The 16,017-nt window shown below is 67.6% G+C and carries 23 protein-coding genes; 2 read left to right on the forward strand and 21 right to left on the reverse strand.

Features of this window, described 5'->3' with window-relative positions; all coding sequences use genetic code 11:
• Positions 1–4 precede the first annotated feature (4 nt).
• The 5 genes from C563_RS0105240 to C563_RS0105265 form a co-directional block, all read right to left on the reverse strand.
• The gene (locus C563_RS0105240; RefSeq protein ID WP_018760990.1) at positions 5–775 is read right to left on the reverse strand and encodes an ABC transporter ATP-binding protein; all 771 of its coding nucleotides are present in this window, start codon (positions 773–775) and stop codon (positions 5–7) included.
• The gene (locus C563_RS0105245; protein ID WP_026264384.1) at positions 751–1,605 is read right to left on the reverse strand and encodes an ABC transporter permease; all 855 of its coding nucleotides are present in this window, start codon (positions 1,603–1,605) and stop codon (positions 751–753) included. The genes C563_RS0105240 and C563_RS0105245 overlap by 25 nt, the downstream gene beginning before the upstream one ends.
• Positions 1,602–2,717, reverse strand: coding sequence for an ABC transporter substrate-binding protein (locus tag C563_RS0105250; RefSeq protein ID WP_018760992.1), 1,116 nt, complete (start codon positions 2,715–2,717; stop codon positions 1,602–1,604). The genes C563_RS0105245 and C563_RS0105250 overlap by 4 nt, the downstream gene beginning before the upstream one ends.
• A gap of 318 nt (positions 2,718–3,035) precedes the next feature.
• Positions 3,036–3,683, reverse strand: coding sequence for a hypothetical protein (locus tag C563_RS22750; protein ID WP_231369845.1), 648 nt, complete (start codon positions 3,681–3,683; stop codon positions 3,036–3,038).
• A gap of 50 nt (positions 3,684–3,733) precedes the next feature.
• Positions 3,734–4,627 (reverse strand): helix-turn-helix transcriptional regulator, encoded by an 894-nt coding sequence (locus C563_RS0105265; RefSeq protein ID WP_018760995.1) that lies wholly within the window; start codon positions 4,625–4,627, stop codon positions 3,734–3,736.
• 140 nt (positions 4,628–4,767) lie between these two features.
• On the opposite strand from C563_RS0105265, the gene C563_RS0105270 reads away from it, so the two are divergent.
• Both C563_RS0105270 and C563_RS0105275 read left to right on the forward strand, forming a co-directional pair.
• Entirely contained in the window at positions 4,768–5,784 is a 1,017-nt protein-coding gene (locus C563_RS0105270) for a zinc-dependent alcohol dehydrogenase family protein (RefSeq protein ID WP_018760996.1), read from the forward strand.
• Between the two features lie 149 nt (positions 5,785–5,933).
• Positions 5,934–6,974, forward strand: coding sequence for an NAD(P)-dependent alcohol dehydrogenase (locus tag C563_RS0105275; RefSeq protein WP_018760997.1), 1,041 nt, complete (start codon positions 5,934–5,936; stop codon positions 6,972–6,974).
• An 89-nt stretch (positions 6,975–7,063) separates the two neighbouring features.
• Here C563_RS0105275 and C563_RS0105280 read toward each other — a convergent pair whose 3' ends face one another.
• The 16 genes from C563_RS0105280 to C563_RS0105355 all read right to left on the reverse strand — a co-directional run bounded on the left by C563_RS0105280 (position 7,064) and on the right by C563_RS0105355 (position 15,939).
• Complete coding sequence (locus C563_RS0105280; RefSeq protein WP_026264386.1) at positions 7,064–8,101, reverse strand: nitronate monooxygenase; 1,038 nt, start codon at positions 8,099–8,101, stop codon at positions 7,064–7,066.
• A gap of 145 nt (positions 8,102–8,246) precedes the next feature.
• Positions 8,247–8,591: a hypothetical protein gene (locus tag C563_RS0105285; RefSeq protein WP_018760999.1), complete on the reverse strand. Its 345-nt coding sequence runs from the start codon at positions 8,589–8,591 to the stop codon at positions 8,247–8,249.
• Positions 8,588–9,163, reverse strand: a complete 576-nt coding sequence (locus tag C563_RS0105290; RefSeq protein WP_231369846.1) for an Asp23/Gls24 family envelope stress response protein — start codon at positions 9,161–9,163, stop codon at positions 8,588–8,590. The genes C563_RS0105285 and C563_RS0105290 overlap by 4 nt, the downstream gene beginning before the upstream one ends.
• Before the next feature lie 2 nt (positions 9,164–9,165).
• A complete protein-coding gene (locus C563_RS0105295) occupies positions 9,166–9,732 on the reverse strand; it encodes an RNA polymerase sigma factor (RefSeq protein ID WP_018761001.1) in 567 nt (188 codons plus the stop codon).
• A 114-nt stretch (positions 9,733–9,846) separates the two neighbouring features.
• Positions 9,847–10,077: a CsbD family protein gene (locus tag C563_RS0105300; protein ID WP_018761002.1), complete on the reverse strand. Its 231-nt coding sequence runs from the start codon at positions 10,075–10,077 to the stop codon at positions 9,847–9,849.
• A 34-nt stretch (positions 10,078–10,111) separates the two neighbouring features.
• Positions 10,112–10,732, reverse strand: coding sequence for a hypothetical protein (locus tag C563_RS0105305; RefSeq protein ID WP_018761003.1), 621 nt, complete (start codon positions 10,730–10,732; stop codon positions 10,112–10,114).
• Positions 10,729–11,310, reverse strand: coding sequence for a hypothetical protein (locus tag C563_RS0105310; protein ID WP_018761004.1), 582 nt, complete (start codon positions 11,308–11,310; stop codon positions 10,729–10,731). The genes C563_RS0105305 and C563_RS0105310 overlap by 4 nt, the downstream gene beginning before the upstream one ends.
• Positions 11,307–11,678, reverse strand: coding sequence for a hypothetical protein (locus tag C563_RS0105315; protein WP_018761005.1), 372 nt, complete (start codon positions 11,676–11,678; stop codon positions 11,307–11,309). Before C563_RS0105315 ends, C563_RS0105310 begins: the two co-directional genes overlap by 4 nt.
• The gene (locus C563_RS0105320) at positions 11,675–11,866 is read right to left on the reverse strand and encodes a DUF2273 domain-containing protein (protein ID WP_018761006.1); all 192 of its coding nucleotides are present in this window, start codon (positions 11,864–11,866) and stop codon (positions 11,675–11,677) included. Before C563_RS0105320 ends, C563_RS0105315 begins: the two co-directional genes overlap by 4 nt.
• Entirely contained in the window at positions 11,863–12,342 is a 480-nt protein-coding gene (locus C563_RS0105325; protein WP_018761007.1) for an Asp23/Gls24 family envelope stress response protein, read from the reverse strand. The genes C563_RS0105320 and C563_RS0105325 overlap by 4 nt, the downstream gene beginning before the upstream one ends.
• 194 nt (positions 12,343–12,536) lie before the next feature.
• Positions 12,537–12,734, reverse strand: coding sequence for a hypothetical protein (locus C563_RS0105330; protein ID WP_018761008.1), 198 nt, complete (start codon positions 12,732–12,734; stop codon positions 12,537–12,539).
• 233 nt (positions 12,735–12,967) lie between these two features.
• Positions 12,968–13,729 (reverse strand): ANTAR domain-containing protein, encoded by a 762-nt coding sequence (locus tag C563_RS0105335; protein WP_018761009.1) that lies wholly within the window; start codon positions 13,727–13,729, stop codon positions 12,968–12,970.
• Complete coding sequence (locus C563_RS0105340; protein WP_231369847.1) at positions 13,726–13,980, reverse strand: hypothetical protein; 255 nt, start codon at positions 13,978–13,980, stop codon at positions 13,726–13,728. Before C563_RS0105340 ends, C563_RS0105335 begins: the two co-directional genes overlap by 4 nt.
• Positions 13,977–14,705 carry a GAF domain-containing protein gene (locus C563_RS0105345; RefSeq protein WP_018761011.1) on the reverse strand — a complete coding sequence of 243 codons (729 nt, stop codon included), beginning with the start codon at positions 14,703–14,705 and terminating at the stop codon, positions 13,977–13,979. Before C563_RS0105345 ends, C563_RS0105340 begins: the two co-directional genes overlap by 4 nt.
• A gap of 168 nt (positions 14,706–14,873) precedes the next feature.
• Positions 14,874–15,215: a hypothetical protein gene (locus C563_RS0105350; protein WP_018761012.1), complete on the reverse strand. Its 342-nt coding sequence runs from the start codon at positions 15,213–15,215 to the stop codon at positions 14,874–14,876.
• A gap of 7 nt (positions 15,216–15,222) precedes the next feature.
• Complete coding sequence (locus C563_RS0105355) at positions 15,223–15,939, reverse strand: GAF and ANTAR domain-containing protein (RefSeq protein WP_026264387.1); 717 nt, start codon at positions 15,937–15,939, stop codon at positions 15,223–15,225.
• Between the last annotated feature and the right edge of the window lie 78 nt (positions 15,940–16,017).

A 16,017-nucleotide genomic window follows, 5' to 3' on the forward strand; every position in this document is an offset into this window, starting at 1 on the left:
GGGGTCAGTGGCCCGCCGTTGCTTCGACGCCGAGTGCGGCCAGGAGATCGCGGCGGAGGGCCTCGTGTCCGGCGGCGTCTGCGGAGGTGCGGATGGGTTCCGGCACGGGCCGGACCGTGGCGATCCGGCCCTGGTCCAGGACCACGATCCGGTCAGCAAGCGCAATGGCCTCGTCCACGTCGTGCGTGACCAGCAGGACGGCGGGACGATGTGCTGCCACCAGGTCCTGTAGCAGTCCGTGCATCCTGATCCGGGTCAGCGCGTCCAGGGCGCCGAACGGCTCGTCGGCCAGCAGCAGCTGGGGTTCGCGGACCAGTGAACGGGCCAGCGCCACACGCTGCTGTTCGCCGCCGGAGAGTTGGTGCGGCCATGCTTTTTCACGTCCGGCGAGCCCCACTTCCGCGAGGGCCTTGCGGGCCCGGGCCCCGGCGTCGTGCTCCCGGACGCCCAGGGTGACATTGCCCAGCACGCTGTCCCACGGCAGCAGCCGGGAGTCCTGGAAGACCACGGAGACGCGGTCCGGGACGCTGATCACGCCGCTGCCGCGGACGTCGTGGTCCAGCCCGGCGAGGGCGCGCAGCAGCGTGCTCTTGCCGCAGCCGCTGGGTCCGAGCAGGGCCACGAACTCGCCGGGCGCGATGTCCAGGTCCACACCGTCCAGGACACTCTTGGTACCGAAGCTGCGGATGAGCCCGCGGACTGAAACAGCGGCGCCGGACTTAGTGCCGGCGGGGGAGGGGGCGAGGGCGGTCAGCCCGCCAGGGTGCGCTGCCATGAGAGGGCCTTTCGTTCGATGAAACGGACAATGCCGTCGGAGAGGAGGCCAAGGATGCCGTAGACGGCAAGGCCCAGGATGATGATGTTGGTCTGGCCGTAGGTGCGGGCGAGCTCCATCATGTAGCCGATCCCGCTGGTGGCGTTGATCTGTTCCACCACCACCAGGGACACCCAGGCGCCGGTCACCGCGAAGCGCAGGCCCAGGAAGAAACCGGGCAGGGCTCCGGGGAGGACCACCTTGCGGATGAAGCCGGCCCGGCCCAGGCCCACCGTCTGGGCAAGTTCGACGAACCGCAGGTCGATGCCGCGCAGCCCGGCATGGGTCTGCAGGTAGACGGGGACAAAGACGCCCAGGGTGATGGTGAGGACCTTCATGGTCTCGTCGATGCCGAACCACAGGATGAGCAGTGGGATCAGGGCCAGGCCGGGGATGGCGCGCTTGATCTGCACCGGCCCGTCGATGAGTGCTTCACCGATCCGGCTCAGCCCGGACAGCAGGGCCAGCACCGCTCCCACCAGGATGCCGAAGAACAGTCCCAGGCCGGCGCGCTGGGCGGAGATCGCCAGGTTCTCCTGGAGCCGGCCGTCGGCGATGAGCTCACCGGCGGCGGCCACGACGGTCCAGGGTTCGGAGAGGATGCGCGGGTCCAGAGCCCCGGTGGCGGAAGCAGCTGTCCACAGCAGCAGCAAAGCGGACGGGCCCACCCAGGCGAGCCGCCGTCGTCGTCCGGGCCCGAGCCTCCTGCCTGTGGGCCGCACGTCTGGCCGGCCAGCCTGCGCCGGGTCCTGGTGCGGTGCGACGACGGGACGGTCCAGGACCGCGCTCATGCCGCGCCAGCCTTGGCGGCGGAGGCGAACGCCGTGCCGGCGATGGCCTCGAAGCGGGTGTCGTAAAGATCTGCCGCCGTCAACTGCGGCTTCTTCTGCTCGCGCGCCAGCAGGTCGATGGTTTCCTGGTGCCGGGCGATCGCGTCGGTCCACGTGGTGGGCAGGTCGCGTTTGCCGGTGGCGTCGATCAGGTACTGGCCATCCTCACGGGACAGGCCCTGGTCCTTGACGTAGTAGCCCTCCAGCCACTCGGCCGGGTGGTCCTCGATCCAGCGCTGCGCCTTGCCCCAGACCTTCGCGTAGCCGGCAAGGGCGGCAGCCTTGGCGGGATCGGCCAGGACTTTGGCGGGGGAGTAGAGGAGGCTGGGATCATCGCGCAGCCCGTGGCGGAGGGTGCTGGCGCCGTCGGCCTTGTACTTGGCCAGGTAGCGCTTGATCTGGACGCCGCCCAGCGGAGCCGCGTCCACCTGCTTGCTGGCCAGCGCCGTGGCGTAGGCGTCCCCGGTGCTGGGGAGCTCCACGAGCTTGACGTCTTCCTGCTTGAGGCCGGCTTTGTCCAGGATGCGCAGCACCAGGGCGCCCTGTGCCTGGCCCGGGGAGTAGGCCACTTTCTTCCCGCGCAGCTCCTCGAGCTTGCGGATGCCGGCTCCCGGCGCCACACCGAGCTCGTAGATGGGGTGGTTCACCGCGTCCTGCCGGTAGCCGGCGGCGATGATGCGGACGTCCAGCCCGGTCCAGGTGGCGTGGATGGGCGGAATGTCCGCCACTGACCCGACGTCCAGGGCGTTGGCGCGGAAGGCCTCGGTGGTCTGCGGGCCGCCGGAGATGTTGGCGAATTCCACCGTAAAGCCGTCCAGGTCCTTGATCAGGCCGGACAGTTCCAAGGCCACTTTGATGCTGGGATCTCCCACCGTGATGGTGGTCCCGGCCGGGACGGAGGCGGCCAGCGGTCCAAGGGATGACTGGCTGATGCGTTCGCCGCCCGCGGTGGCGGCACCGCCGCAGGCTGAGAGCAGCCCCGCGGCAGGCAGGGCCAGGAGGGCGCCCAGGGCGCGGCGGCGGGTAAACGTCCGAGCGGGGCCGGGGCGGGGCGGGGATGCTGGGAAGGACATGGTGTTCCTTTCGGGAAGATTCCGGGTACGACGACGGCACCCGGGATGGGTGCCCGGGTGGGCGTGGGAGGTTGGTGGCGCCTGAACGGCGCTGGGTGCGTGTTTTTGCGCTGATGCCTCAGGTGGTGCGTACGGCTTGGCCGGTGCCGTGGAAACACCTAAACACGGCCTGTGGGATCTTGGCCAGCACCACGCAACGGACGCTCAACGCGGCGAAATGGCGCTACTTATGGCGCCATCCTGGAGACAAAGCAGGCAACCCGGCGCCATGAACCGCAACGGACGTTAATGTGACTGGACGTCCGCGAAGGCCCGTCGTCAGGCGCGGAAAAGCCTCCTGCCGAGGCCCTGGAAGAACCCCGGTTCCAGCGCAGGGTCGATGACGGCCGGCCGTGCACCGGGATCCGTCCCCCAACGTTCCACCGGCCGGCGCCTGTTGTTCCAGTCGACCGCCCCGAACTCCGGATTGTAGAGCGGCGGGTCTACCCCTTCCGCAGTGAAGATGGCCCACATCCAGTCAGGGATGCAGTCCGCCGTCCGGGGGTAGGCCAGGAGTTGGCGTGCCCAGATGGACGCACCAGCCGGTTCCGCGCCGGGGTGCCACCGGCCGTCGTCCGTCTTCTTGAGAAGTTCCTCATCAAAGAGCTCCACCACTCCGGGGCGGTCAGGGTAAACATGGACCTCCGCCGAGGTCCAGGTTCCGATACCCGGTTCGTAGGCCCGGCTGCGGTATTCGTCCAGCCATACGATCAGCGCCTCGTAGGAGAACTCTTCCTTGCCATCCGCAAGGTCACGAAGTTTGCCGCCGGTACGGGCACAGCCGTGGCCCAGGGTACTGGAGCCCCGGTGGACCAGCACTTGCACCACTTCCTCAGTCCCGCGGGCAAACCCGGCGGGACCAAAGGCCTCACGGCTGAGCCGTTCAAGCCCTTCAATGACGAACGGATCCGCTCTTAGGTCACGCACGGACAGGTCACCGGCTTTCTGTTGACTGAGGATGGAACGGTGGCCCGGTGTCAGGCCCGCACGCGGCCCTGGGCCAAGCCGGCAATATTCTCGGTGACCGCCCAGGACGCAAGGAGCTTGAGGGCTTCCTCGGAGGGGCTGCCGGGGGTGGCCGGATACACGGTGAGGGTATGTCCGGGGTCCTCCTCCAGCCCGAGGACCTGGTAGTTCAGCTCAAGGAGCCCCACCACCGGGTGCTGGAAGAACTTGGTGCCCGCGTAGTGGCGCCGGACGTTGTGCGCGGCCCACAGGCTGCGGAATTCGTCGCTGCGCATGGACAGTTCGCCGATGAGTTCCGCGATCCCCTTGTCATGCGGATTGCGGCCGGCCTCGCGGCGGAGGATGGCCACGTTGGTGTTCGCTGCCCGCTCCCAGTCCGTGTAGAAGTTGTGGGCTCGGGGGTCCAGGAAGATGAACCGCGAGTGGTTGGCCGGCCGCGACGGAGTGCGGTACATGTCCGAATAGAGCGCATAGCCCAGGGTGTTGGCAGCCACGATGTCCAAACGGTTGTTGCCAATAAAGGCCGGTGCCCCCGTGATGGTGTCCAGGAGGTACTGCAGCTCCGGCCGCACCGCCGTGGACGCGGAACCGCCGGCGCCCGCAGCCCGCTTGCGTCCCGAGGTGTTGGCTGTCCGTGCCAGGTCATAGAGGTGGTCGTGTTCGGCCCGGTCCAGTTCCAGGGCGCCGGCAATGGCATCCAGGACGCTGTCCGAGACGCCATTGAGGTTGCCCCGTTCCAGGCGCGTGTAGTAGTCCACGCTGACGCCCGCCAGCCGGGCTACCTCCTCGCGCCGCAGCCCCGGGACCCGGCGCCGGCCGCCGTACGGTTCAATGCCTGCCTGCTCGGGGGTGATGCGTCCACGGCGGGAGGAGAGGAACTGCCGTACCTCGGCTCGGTTATCCATAGGGACCACGTTACGACGATTCCGCGAACCGTAAGGAGGGTCTGCCAAAACCAGTTTCGGCAAGACCCTCGCCAACTGCCGGCGCTGCGGGTTTGATGTACTTGTCCGCTTTCAGCCGTTCAGCATTTGGAGGACCCAGCATGCGCGCAACCATCATGCACGCCCCCGGAGACGTCCGCGTCGAGGACCGTGACAAACCAGCCGTCCAGCGGCCCACGGACGCGGTCATCAAGCTCGTTGCCGCCTGCGTGTGCGGGTCCGATTTGTGGCCCTACCGAGGCGCCGACAAGCTGGCCCGGCCGCAGCCCATGGGCCACGAGTACGTGGGCATCGTCGAAGAAATCGGCGCCGACGTGAAGAACGTCCAACCGGGCCAATTCGTCGTGGGGTCCTTCTTCGCCTCGGACAACACCTGTGAGATCTGCCGTTCCGGCTACCAAAGCGGCTGCGTCCACCGCCAGGGCGTGGGCGGCGCCCAGGCCGAATACCTGCGCGTCCCGCTGGCGGACGGCACCCTGGTGGCTACCCCGGAAATGCCCGACGACGCACACATTCCATCCTTGCTTGCTGCCTCCGATGTGCTGGGCACCGGATGGTTCGCCGCCAAAGCAGCCGAGGTGGGCCCTGGCAAGACTGTAGCGGTCGTGGGTGACGGCGCGGTGGGGCTCTTGGGGATCCTGGCAGCCAAGCAGATGGGCGCCGGGAAGATCATCGCCATGTCCAGGCATGCGGACCGGCAGGCACTGGCCCGCGAGTTCGGTGCCACCGACATTGTCGAAGAACGTGGTGACGCTGGCGTGAAAAAGATCAAGGAACTCACGGGCGGGCTCGGCGCACACTCGGTTATCGAGGCCGTGGGCACCCAGGAATCGATGCTGCAGGCCATCCACGCCACCCGCGCCGGAGGCCACGTAGGGTTCGTGGGCGTCTCCCATGATGTGGCGCTGCCCGGCCGGGACCTCTTCTACTCGCACGTCCACCTGCACGGCGGCCCTGCCCCGGTCAGGCAGTACCTGCCCGAGCTGATCGACCGGATCCTCCGCGGCGAGATCAATCCCGGCAAGGTGTTTGACCTTGAACTTCCCCTGGAACAGGCAGCGGAGGCGTACAAGGCCATGGACGAACGCCGGGCCATCAAGGTGCTCCTGCGCCCGTGACCACGGTCCTGCCCCCGACTGGAGGCCGTCGAGGGTAGGACTCCCAAGACCAGTTACAACAGGGCCACCCTGGCCGCCTCAACACACAGGGTTTCACCAGGGAAGCCCTTGTAGCATCGAGTTATCCCCCAACAGATCAGAGGAGAACCATGACTACCGTCAAGGCTTATGCATCCCCGTCCGCAACGGAGGACCTGGTGGCCACCACCATTGAACGCCGCGAGGTGGGTCCGCACGATGTCATGATCGAAATCAAGTTCGCCGGCATCTGCCACTCGGACATCCACACCGTCCGCGGCGACTGGGGCCCGCAGCAGTACCCGCTGGTCCCCGGCCACGAAATCGCCGGCATCGTCACCGAGGTTGGCTCGGCCGTCACCAAGCATGCAGTCGGCGACCGCGTGGGTGTTGGCTGCATGGTCAACTCCTGCAAGGAGTGCGTCAACTGCCAGAAGGGCGAGGAGCAGTACTGCCTCAAGGGCAACGTGGGCACCTATGGCGCCGTTGACCGCGATGGCACCATCACCCAGGGCGGCTACTCCACCCACGTCGTGGTGACCGAGGACTTCGTGGTGACCATCCCTGAGGGCATCGACCTCGACGTTGCCGCGCCGCTGCTGTGCGCAGGCATCACCACCTACTCGCCCCTGCGCCACTGGGGTGCCGGCCCCGGCAAGAACGTAGCCGTCGTCGGCCTCGGCGGGCTGGGCCACATGGCCGTCAAGCTCGCCCACGCCATGGGCGCCGAAGTGACCGTCCTGTCGCAGTCGCTGAAGAAGCAGGAAGACGGCCTGAAGCTGGGCGCCGACCACTACTACGCGACCAGCGACGAGAACACCTTCTCCGAGCTCGCCGGATCCTTCGACCTGATCATCAACACGGTCAGTGCCTCGATCGACATCAGCTCCTACCTGGGCCTCCTGAAGCTGGACGGCGCGCTGGTGAACGTCGGTGCCCCGGCCGAGCCGCTTCCTGTCAACGCCTTCGCACTGATCGGCGGGCGCCGCTCCTTCGCCGGTTCCATGATCGGCGGGATCCGTGAAACCCAGGAGATGCTCAACTTCTGCGCCGAGCACCACCTGGGCGCCGAGATCGAGGTCATCCCGGCCGAGAAGATCAACGAGGCCTACGAGCGCGTCCTCGCCTCGGATGTCCGGTACCGGTTCGTGATCGATACCGCCACCCTCTAAAGCACCACCACGTGCGGCGGGCCGGCTCCGAAAGGGGCCGGCCCGCCGTCGTGCTTAACCCGTGGGTGAAGGACGACGCCGGACCGGCCTCACGGCGCGAGGCTTCGCAGGATCGACGCGGCCGGGCCCGCCGTGGTGGTCCGGTAGTTGATGCCTGCCCAGAGGTTCAGCCCTTCCGGATCCCCTGCGGCTGAAGCCGCGGCACGCAGGGGAGTGGTGAGGTGGTGGATTTCCGGGTACCCGTAGGGGGCATCGGCGTCGTGGCGGCGCATGAACGCGTTGTACAGCCCGCGGGCATTGCGGCCGGAAAACGCACGGGTAACGGCGGTGGTGGTGAAATGCTCCGGGGACGCCAGTGCCGCCCGATGCGCCGGTTTGGTTCCGGCTTCGCCGGCACGGAGGAAAGCCGTGCCGGCCTGGACGGCTGCTGCACCGATGCTGAGGGCGGCCCGCGTTTCGTTCGCGGTGGTGATCCCGCCGGCCGCGACCAGGGGCACGTCGAGGTCGGACAGCTCCTCGAGGATCCCGTGCAGGGGCACCTCCGGCGGGGCGCCGGCGGCGTCGAAGGTGCCGCGGTGGCCGCCGGCCTCGGGCCCTTGGACGCAGAGGGCATCCGCACCCCGGGTAAGTGCCTGGAGTGCCTCGTCCCGGCCGGTCACCGTGGCCATGACGTACACCCCGCGTTTCTTCAGGGAATCCACAACGTCTGCACCGGGAAAATCGAAGGTAAAGGACACCACCGCCGGTGCCAGGTCCAGCAGGACCTCGAGCTTCCTGTCCCAGCCGTCATCGTCGTGCCGTGGATCCCCCAGTTCGACGCCGAAGCGTTCGGCGTCGGGGGCGAGCGAGGCGGCATAGCGCTGCAGGGCGTCGGGAGTGATGACGGAGGGCTGGGGGACAAAGAGGTTGACACCGAAGGGTGCGCCCGTGTGTTCCCTGACGGCGTCAATGTCGGCGCGCATCGCGTCCGCCGTCTTATACCCGGCGGCCAGGAAACCCAGGCCGCCGCCGGCGCTGACCGCAACCGCCAGCTCCGGAGTGGACGGCCCGCCCGCCATGGGCGCCTGGATGACGGGCAGTTCCAGGGACCTGGGACTGAACCGACGTGGTTTCCGCTCGCTGTTCAACTCATGCCTCCCGGGCCGGCTGCGCCTACCTGACGAATGCTACGCCGGTCCTGCTCCGGCACGAAGCGGCGGGGATGGAGCCGCCGGTAAGGACCCGCCGGTATGGACCGGTCGTGACAGGGCCGGGGCGTGCGGGGGAACGTCCCTAGGCGTCGTGGCTTCCTGCCGCCACCGGGCCTGCGGGCGCAATCCGCGCCACCGTGACCTTCACGGAAACGTCCGCCGGGGCAAAGTGCTTCCGGACCGCGGCGGCAACACCACGGACCACATCCGGGGTACGGGCCTCCGAGCTGACGCCTACCCGCACGGTCACCTCGGTGCGGCCGTCCTGGTCACGGACGTCCACGAGGGCGTCGTTTTCCGGCTCCGCGGCCCGCGGGTTCAGTACGGACGCGGCCCGGGCCGGCAGGCGCTGCCACAGGCTCCGTGCGGGAAATACTTCCGTGACGCCGTCGACCGATATGACGACGCTCTTCAATGGTGTGGTCACTGTTCCTCCCGGGGGGCGTCGATGACGTCGGTGATGGTGATGTCGATGGCCGCAATGGTCAATTCCGTGTGCCTGGCCAGCGCCTCGGCCAGATCCTGCCGCAGCGATGCCGCACTGTCCATGAGGTGTTGGCCGAACAGCACGGCGAGGTCCGCGCGGACCGTCACCGGCTCTCCGGGGAGGGTGACGTCGCCGTCGAGCTTTACGCGTCCGGCTACTGTCCCTGGCAGGTTGTCAGCCACGGACCGGACCAGCGCAAGCACGGCCCCTTCCGTTTCGGACAGCGTGTCGGCGGGGTCGTCGGACCGCAGCGGGATGGTCCTGCCGGGCCGCAGTTCCAAGGCGAGGTTCGCCAGGATGTCCTTCATCCACTCGTCCGTGCCACTGCCGGCCGCGGCAACGTCGCTGGCAAAGAGCTCGTTGCCGGCGGCGGAAAGCCGGCGGAGGGAGTCGAGCCCGTTGCGGCATTCCGGGCAGGATTCCAGGTGGTGCGGGTCGGCGAATTCACCCGTGTCCAGGTAGATGCTGAGTTCCTCAAGTGTGTGGCCGCACTCGAATGTGTCGTGGGGCATGCTCATCGCCAATCCTCCATTTCGCGGACCAAGGCAGTCCTGGCACGGGCAAGCCGCCCCCGGACACTGGCTGGGCTGATGTTCAGGGTTTGCGCAATTTCTTCGTAGCTCTGTCCGTTGATCTCTTTCAGGATCCAGCAGCGCCGCTGCTCTTCGGGCAGGGTGGCCAGGGCCGCCTTCAGCGATTCGATGCCGGCGCCGGCCACCGCTGTCGTCTCGGGCCCGGCTCCGGGCGAGACAGTGTCCGGCGGCGCGTCGTCCTCCCCGCCGGCCAGGCTGGTGTGGTTCCTGCGGCGGCGCAGCAAATCGATGCTCCGGCTGCCGGTCAGCCGCAGCAGCCACCCTTTGACGGCCGCCGGGTCGCGCAGGGTGTCCAGTTGCTTCCACGCTTGGACCAGCGCTTCCTGCACGGCGTCGTCGGCGTCCGCGTAGGAACCTGTCAGCCTGCGCGCGGAGGCCCGCATGTGTGGGCCGTAGCGCCGGGCGAGGGCTTCAAAGGCCGCCGTGTCGCCGTCGGCCGCCCTGCCCACCAAAATGGCATCGGGGACCAGATCCAACTGGTCCCGCATCAAGGGTGAACCTGTCACCGAACCCTGCTTTCACTATCGGCGCGAACGCCTCACGCGCGGCAGGCAGGTCCGCGGACCGCCGTGGCGGTGCCGCGGGCCTGCCGCGGGGATTGGCTAGTCTTTGCGGAAACCTTCTTTGACCTTGGCGGCAGCGTCCTTGAGGTTGCTGCCGATGCCCTTGGCTGCGTCCTTGACCTTCTCGCCCGCTTCCTGGAGTTTCGCCTGCGCCTGGTCCCGCTGGCCTTCACGTTCCAGCTCCTCGTTGCCGGTCAGCTTGCCGGCACCTTCCTTGGCGGCGCCGAGGTGGTTGGTTGCCGCGTTGTTGAGCTTGTCGTCGAGTCCCACGATGGTGTGCCTTTCTGTCGTGTTCGGTTTCGTGCTAGCCCGCGCGCAGTGCCCGGGCCAGTGTGGTCCTGGTTCCAGTTCCTATTCGGACCAGGACGTCGGTGTGATGGCCCAGCAGTGCATCAATGCTGCGGACCAGTTCCTCGGCCACGTCCGCCACCTCCCGCGGCGAGGCGCCGCGGCGTGCCTGGAGGGTCAGGCGCAGGGAGGTGCGCGCGGCGTTTTTGGAGCCGCGCCGGCGCCACGCGGTCAGGGAACTGCCGACGACGGACCGGTTGCCTTCCAGCGCCGCCTCCACGGCGGCTGCCAGGTAGGAGACCTCCACTGCGGTAGCCCCCAGTTCCGGGTCGTCTTCCCGCGCCGCCGTCCTGGTCCGGCCGCCGCCTTGGCGGGCCAGCCAGAGAATGGTGGTGAGTGCCGCCAGCAGCAGAACCGCTGGCACGGCCAAGGACCACCAGCTGCCCAGCGGTTCCGGCGACGGCGCGGTGTTCCGGAGGGCCTGCCACGCCGTCAAGGCGCTGCCGGCGACGGCGGTCCAGCCCGTGCGTACGTCCGCGCTCAGCCCGGCGGCCGCCACCAGGATTCCAGCGCCGACCAGGATCAATCCGGCAAGGGCCAGGAAGGTCCTGTTCATTGCCCTGTTCGTGTTGTTCATCGTCCTACTGCCCCTTCCGCGGCAATGGCCACATCCGCTGCCAGGTTCCTGGCCAGCCGGCAGGAAGCGACTTCCCGGGCTGCCGCTTCGGTGAGCGCTTCCCGGTCAAGGGGCTGGCCCGACGTCGGCCGGACCGACACGTGCGCGCGGCGCCGTCCCACCGTTGTGCTCACCTGCTCCGGCGCCAGGTTGGCGGCCAGGCGCACTTGGCGTGAAACGGCGGCGGCAATGGCTTCGTCATCCACCACCAACGCCAGGCGCTCGCTGTGCATGGTCCGCCGGCCCCGGCGGCCGCCCTTGACCGCAGCCACGAGAAGCACTGCCCCAAGTACCGCCGCCGCGGTGCCGGCTGCTGTCAGCCCGGCCGGTTGCACCGCCTGTGGCAGGTCCCTTATGGCATTCGCCATGGCATCGGGGCCGGCCACGAGCGGGCCGCGGCCCAGGAGCGCGAGGACGCACTCGGCCCCCAGCCACACGAAGCCGGCGAGCAGCAGCACGGCCGTGGCCACGGACAGTCCGGTGCGCGATGAGTGCGTCTCCCTCCGGAGCATCCGCTTTTGCATGCGGCCCTGGTTCATGGCTGCCTCCCGTCCTGTTTCCGTGCCCGGTCCGTGCGGGCTGCTTTGGCAGCCCGTGGGGCCGCGGTGAGCCGGATGTTGACCCGGCCAATGTCCATCCCGGTGATCCGCCGCCCGGCGAAGGCGATCCTCAGCCGGGCAATGTTCGCCTGCTCGAAGGTGGAGTGTTGCTCCCTTCCCGCCGGGGCCGCGGCCAGGAGCGGGGGAACAGGGAGCCGCATCTGGAGATCGACCCCGAGTTTTCCGGCATCGTCCCGGAGGGCGGCGGAAACGTCATCCCGGGGCACGCCGTACGCGCCGGCGGCCACGGCTTCCAAGGTATGCCGCAGGGCAGCCGGGGCGATCCGGGTATGGCCCCGGCGGGTCACGACGACGAGCGCCGGCCGCGCAGGGCGTCCAGCACGGCGCCGAGGTCCAGTTGCCCCTCGGCCGCCCGGCCCAGGACCGCGCCGATGGCCATGAAGATGGCCGTCAGCAGGAAGCCCCAGAAACCGAAGGCGAGGGCGGCCACAGCCAGCACGGCCCCTGCGGCCGTGCCGGCGACGACGGGGGTCATGCGACCCTCGGTTCGCGCTCGGCGTCGTCCGCGTCATCGCCCTCGGACGGGACATGGATATCGGTGATGGTGATGTTGACCTCGGTGACTTCCATGCCCACCAGGTCTTCCACTGCCGTGTAGACGGCATCGCGGGCCCGGTCCGCCACCTGCTGCAGGGGGTGCGGGTATTCGACCACCAGGGTGACATCCACGGCCACCTGGGTCTGGCCGACCTCCACGCTGACACCCTGGGTGAGGTCCTTCTGGCCCACCTTCTCGCGGAGGGTGCCAATGGCGCGGGCTGCCCCACCGCCCAGCGCGTACACGCCGTCAATCTCCTGGATGGCGATGCCGGCGATTTTTGCCACCACGCCGTCGGCCACCGTGGTGCGTCCGCGGCCGTCCGCGCCATTGGCGGGGGACAGTTCATGGCCGGGTGCGGTGGCTGCCTTCTTCTGCTGGACTGCTGCGGGGTTCTGCGCCTGGGTAGTCATTGCGTCACTCCTTGTTTGCTCTGGAAAGGGTTCCAAGGGCGCGTTGTGCGCCTTCACAAGTAAGGACGGGGCCAGGGCGGAAAACGTCACGCAGTTTTTTGCGTGACCCCTGTCACACCTGACTGGGGGCGTGAAAAAGGGGAGTGGACCACGACGGGAGGTCCCGTCGTCGTCCACTCCCCATGGGGCGCCGCTTAGACGGCCGCCAGGGCCGCTTCGTCGCCTCGAACGCTCAGCGTGAAGGTGTTGGGGCCGCTGCACGTGACGGCGATGCGGCAGGTGGTGGTGTTGTGCCGGGCGGAAAGGTCCGTTACCGCGGAGTCGAGGGTCTCGTGGAAAGACGCCCGGTCCCAGATCTTCAGCGTCACGGATTTGGCAGCGTTAAACGTCATTGTTCAGTACTTTCCTTCGTCAGTGCGGCCCCCTTCGGGCCGCTGGAGTGGCCTGTCCACGCTTCGGGGATCGGTGGCCTGCGCTCACCGGTGGGCCTCGTTGCGTCACCAGGATTTCGGAGCGGGAGCTTGCCCGCCCTCCATATCCATAGTGCCCAAGCCGGAACGGCGCTCGAAACCAAAAAGCGCTTTATTGCGGGTGTTTCTCGTCACGTTTAAGCGGGGCGCGGCGTCTATTCGTCGAAGTGCGCCGGGATCGTTTGCTCGCCGGAAATGGATGCAATGACGGCGGCGGCCACCTGCCGGAGCTTGATGTTCCGGGTATTCGAGGCGCGGGTGAGGATGCCGAACGCCGTGTCCCGGGTGCAGCGGTTTTGGGCCATGACCGCCCCCACCGCCATATCGATGACTGTCCGGGACTGCATGGCCGCGGAGAGGTCGTTCCTGGTTTCACGCAAGCGGGCAATCCGCAAGACCAGGCGCAGCGAGTTTGCCGCGTGCCCGGCGAAAGTCTCCACGGTTGCGATGTCCTCGACCGAGAAGCCGTTGGTGCGGCCGGAATAGAGGTTCAGCACTGCCTCGCCATCTCCACCGAGATCCAACGGGACGGCGAGGATGGAGGAGACCCCTTGATGCAAGGCGGTCCGGACGTAGTCCTGCCAGCGGGTTTCGGCGGCAAGGTCGGGAACCAGGAGGGTGCGCTCCTCCCGCAGCGCTGTCAGGCAGGGGCCTTCGCCAAAGCCGTTCTGCAATTCATCCAACGCGCTCGCGGCGGCGTCACTGGCGGCAACGGCTTCGGGTTTCTTTTGCCGGATAACCGTGACGCCGCTGTGGATGGTGTTGCCGGGGACGCTCAGCCGGGAAGACACCAGGACGGCCAATTCCGTCATGAATGCCCTGATGTCGCTGCTCTCAAGGACGAGTTCCTGCAGCGACAAATCGGCATCCCATCCACTCCTGAATCCGGTGGGAAGGGAACCTTCGTTGTCGGTCATGCGCCGTCGCCTCCAATGAATTCGTTCATAGCCAGCGTGACGAGTCCCACCTGTGCTGCGGGCAGGTGCAGGGCTTCATTGAGGTAGGCATCCAGAGCCAGTTCGTCAACGTCCCCGCCGATGCCGTAGTAGTACGTCCAGAGTTCAACCAGCGTCACCTTGGAGGCCTGGAACCGCTTCGCTGCAATCCGGCGGTGCGCATCTGCCTCGTTCAGTTGGTCCGGGCCACCCATCCAGTCCGCGTTCATCATTGCCGTCCATCCGGCGATCCCGGGATGTAGCCCCCATCAACGATCTCGGCAGCAATTTCCCGGATCCGCTTGTTGTTTGATGCGGCAGCGGCCTGCAGCACCGTGAGGGCGCTGTTCCTGCCGCCGCGGGTCTGGAGCATGACCAGGGCGACGGCCGCGTCCACAACGGCGCGGGATTTGAGCGCAGATCGGAAATCGTCTCCAGGGGCCTCCGGCGCATGCAGCCGCAGCGCCAGGCGGAGGATGCGGGACATCGAGGCCGCGTGGTCCTCCACGAAGGCAATGGCGGCCGGATTGAAGGCGTGTGTGGTGTAGGCGTAGGAGTTCAGCGCTGCACGTGCGGAGGAGTCTGTGTGGATGGGGACCGCCAGTACGGAGCGGACATTGTCTTCAGCGATGCTGTCCAAGTACCGGCTCCAGCGCAGATCATTGGCCAGGTCGCCAATCAGTACCGTTCTTTGCTGCCGGAGGGCCGTAAGGCAGGGGCCAATGTCGAAACCATACTGCGTCTCGTCGAGCCGGTACCCTTCCTGGCTGCTCGCGGCCACGGTGGCGAGTCCGCCGTTCCGCTCCACCGTGATGGTGCACTCCATGGTGCGGCCGTCCGCGCCCAGCTGCGCAGCGGAGATAGTGGCCAGGCCAAGGAGGAAGTCCGGGAAGCCGGGGCTGTCCAGGAGCAGGTCCTGCAGCCTGTCTGACGGGGAGATGATATTTTCCTTGGCCATCGGGCCTCGATCCTCAGTACGCCAGGGTTGCTGCTCCCGGCTTGCGACCCCCGCTCTCTGCGCGGCTGGCCCGTGTGGCAACCCCTGGATCTGCTGGCTATCCGGAAATCTCCTATTTCCGACACTACGCCTCCGCACCTGCATTTGGTACGCGGGCGCCGGCACGCGCTACCCGTCGGAACCTGCACGGTGGCCGCCGTCCTGGTCGCCGCCGTCCTTTTCGCCGCTGTCTTCCGTTTCGGAGCGGTGGGATCCGTTGAAATCGTCGGAGTAGGGCGCCCGGGGCCGGGGAAGGTCGTCGATCAGCTCGTTCGCCGCCAAGGCAAGCAGGTCCCGTTGGATCGGTGGGAGGGAGAGAAGCCCTTGCAGGTAGGCCTCCACTTCGTACTCGCCGGCGTCTCCGGAGAGGCCAAAGTACTTCAGCCAGAGGTCGGGGACCGAGATGTCGGCAGCCTTCATCGCGGCTCTGAGTTGGCGTCGCTGTTCCGGTTCGTTGGGGTCGAAGCCCATGGCGAACCTAGGTTCCGGAGGCCGGCGTCCCGGCCACGACGCGTTCGCTGACCTGCTGCAGCGATGTTTTTTCCTCCCGGGCCTGCCTGATGAGGAACCGCACGGCGTCTTCCTGCCGCAAACCCATCCGTTCCATGATGACCCCGGTGGCACGGTTGACCAGGTCGCGGGTATACAGCGACGCCTGGAGTTCCGCCGTCATCCGATGCGGAGCCTCATTGGCCTGGATATGGGAGATCAGCGTGGCGGCCGGCGCTGCGAAGAGCTGGAGCAGTGCAGCGCTCCCGTGGTCGTAGGTGTCGGGGGCTGCGGCGTACAACTTCAGGGCACCCAGGGATTCCTTCCCCGCCAACAGCGGCGCGCTGACTACTGCGAGTATGGGCAGCCCGGCGATGCCGTTGCGCCACTGGGGCCACCGCTGTTCCACGTTGAGGTCGGTGACCAGCACGGGTCGCTCTGACGCCCACGCCGTAAGGCAAGGTCCTTCGCCATATTCATACTGAACCGTGTCCGCCTGGGAAACGATCGTGTCGGTGTATCCACTGCTGGTACGGCGTCCCCGGCCGTCGATGAGTGAGACGCCTGCCCCGATGGTGCCGGGGACTGATTCCTTGGCGGCCCGGGCCAGCAAACGGATGGCGGTTGTGACCTTTTCTTCCGTTAGCAGTAATCCCTGGATGCGAGCGATCACTGCGGTTAGCTCGTCAAGGGGAAGTTGCGCCATGGTCCCAGCATAGATCCACACCCGCACCGGGGCTCCGCATGGCCCGGACCGTCCGAAACCCGCCCAGGCAGGGAGGGC

The organism is Arthrobacter sp. 135MFCol5.1, assembly GCF_000374865.1.
In the GTDB taxonomy this organism is placed as follows: Bacteria; Actinomycetota; Actinomycetes; order Actinomycetales; family Micrococcaceae; genus Arthrobacter.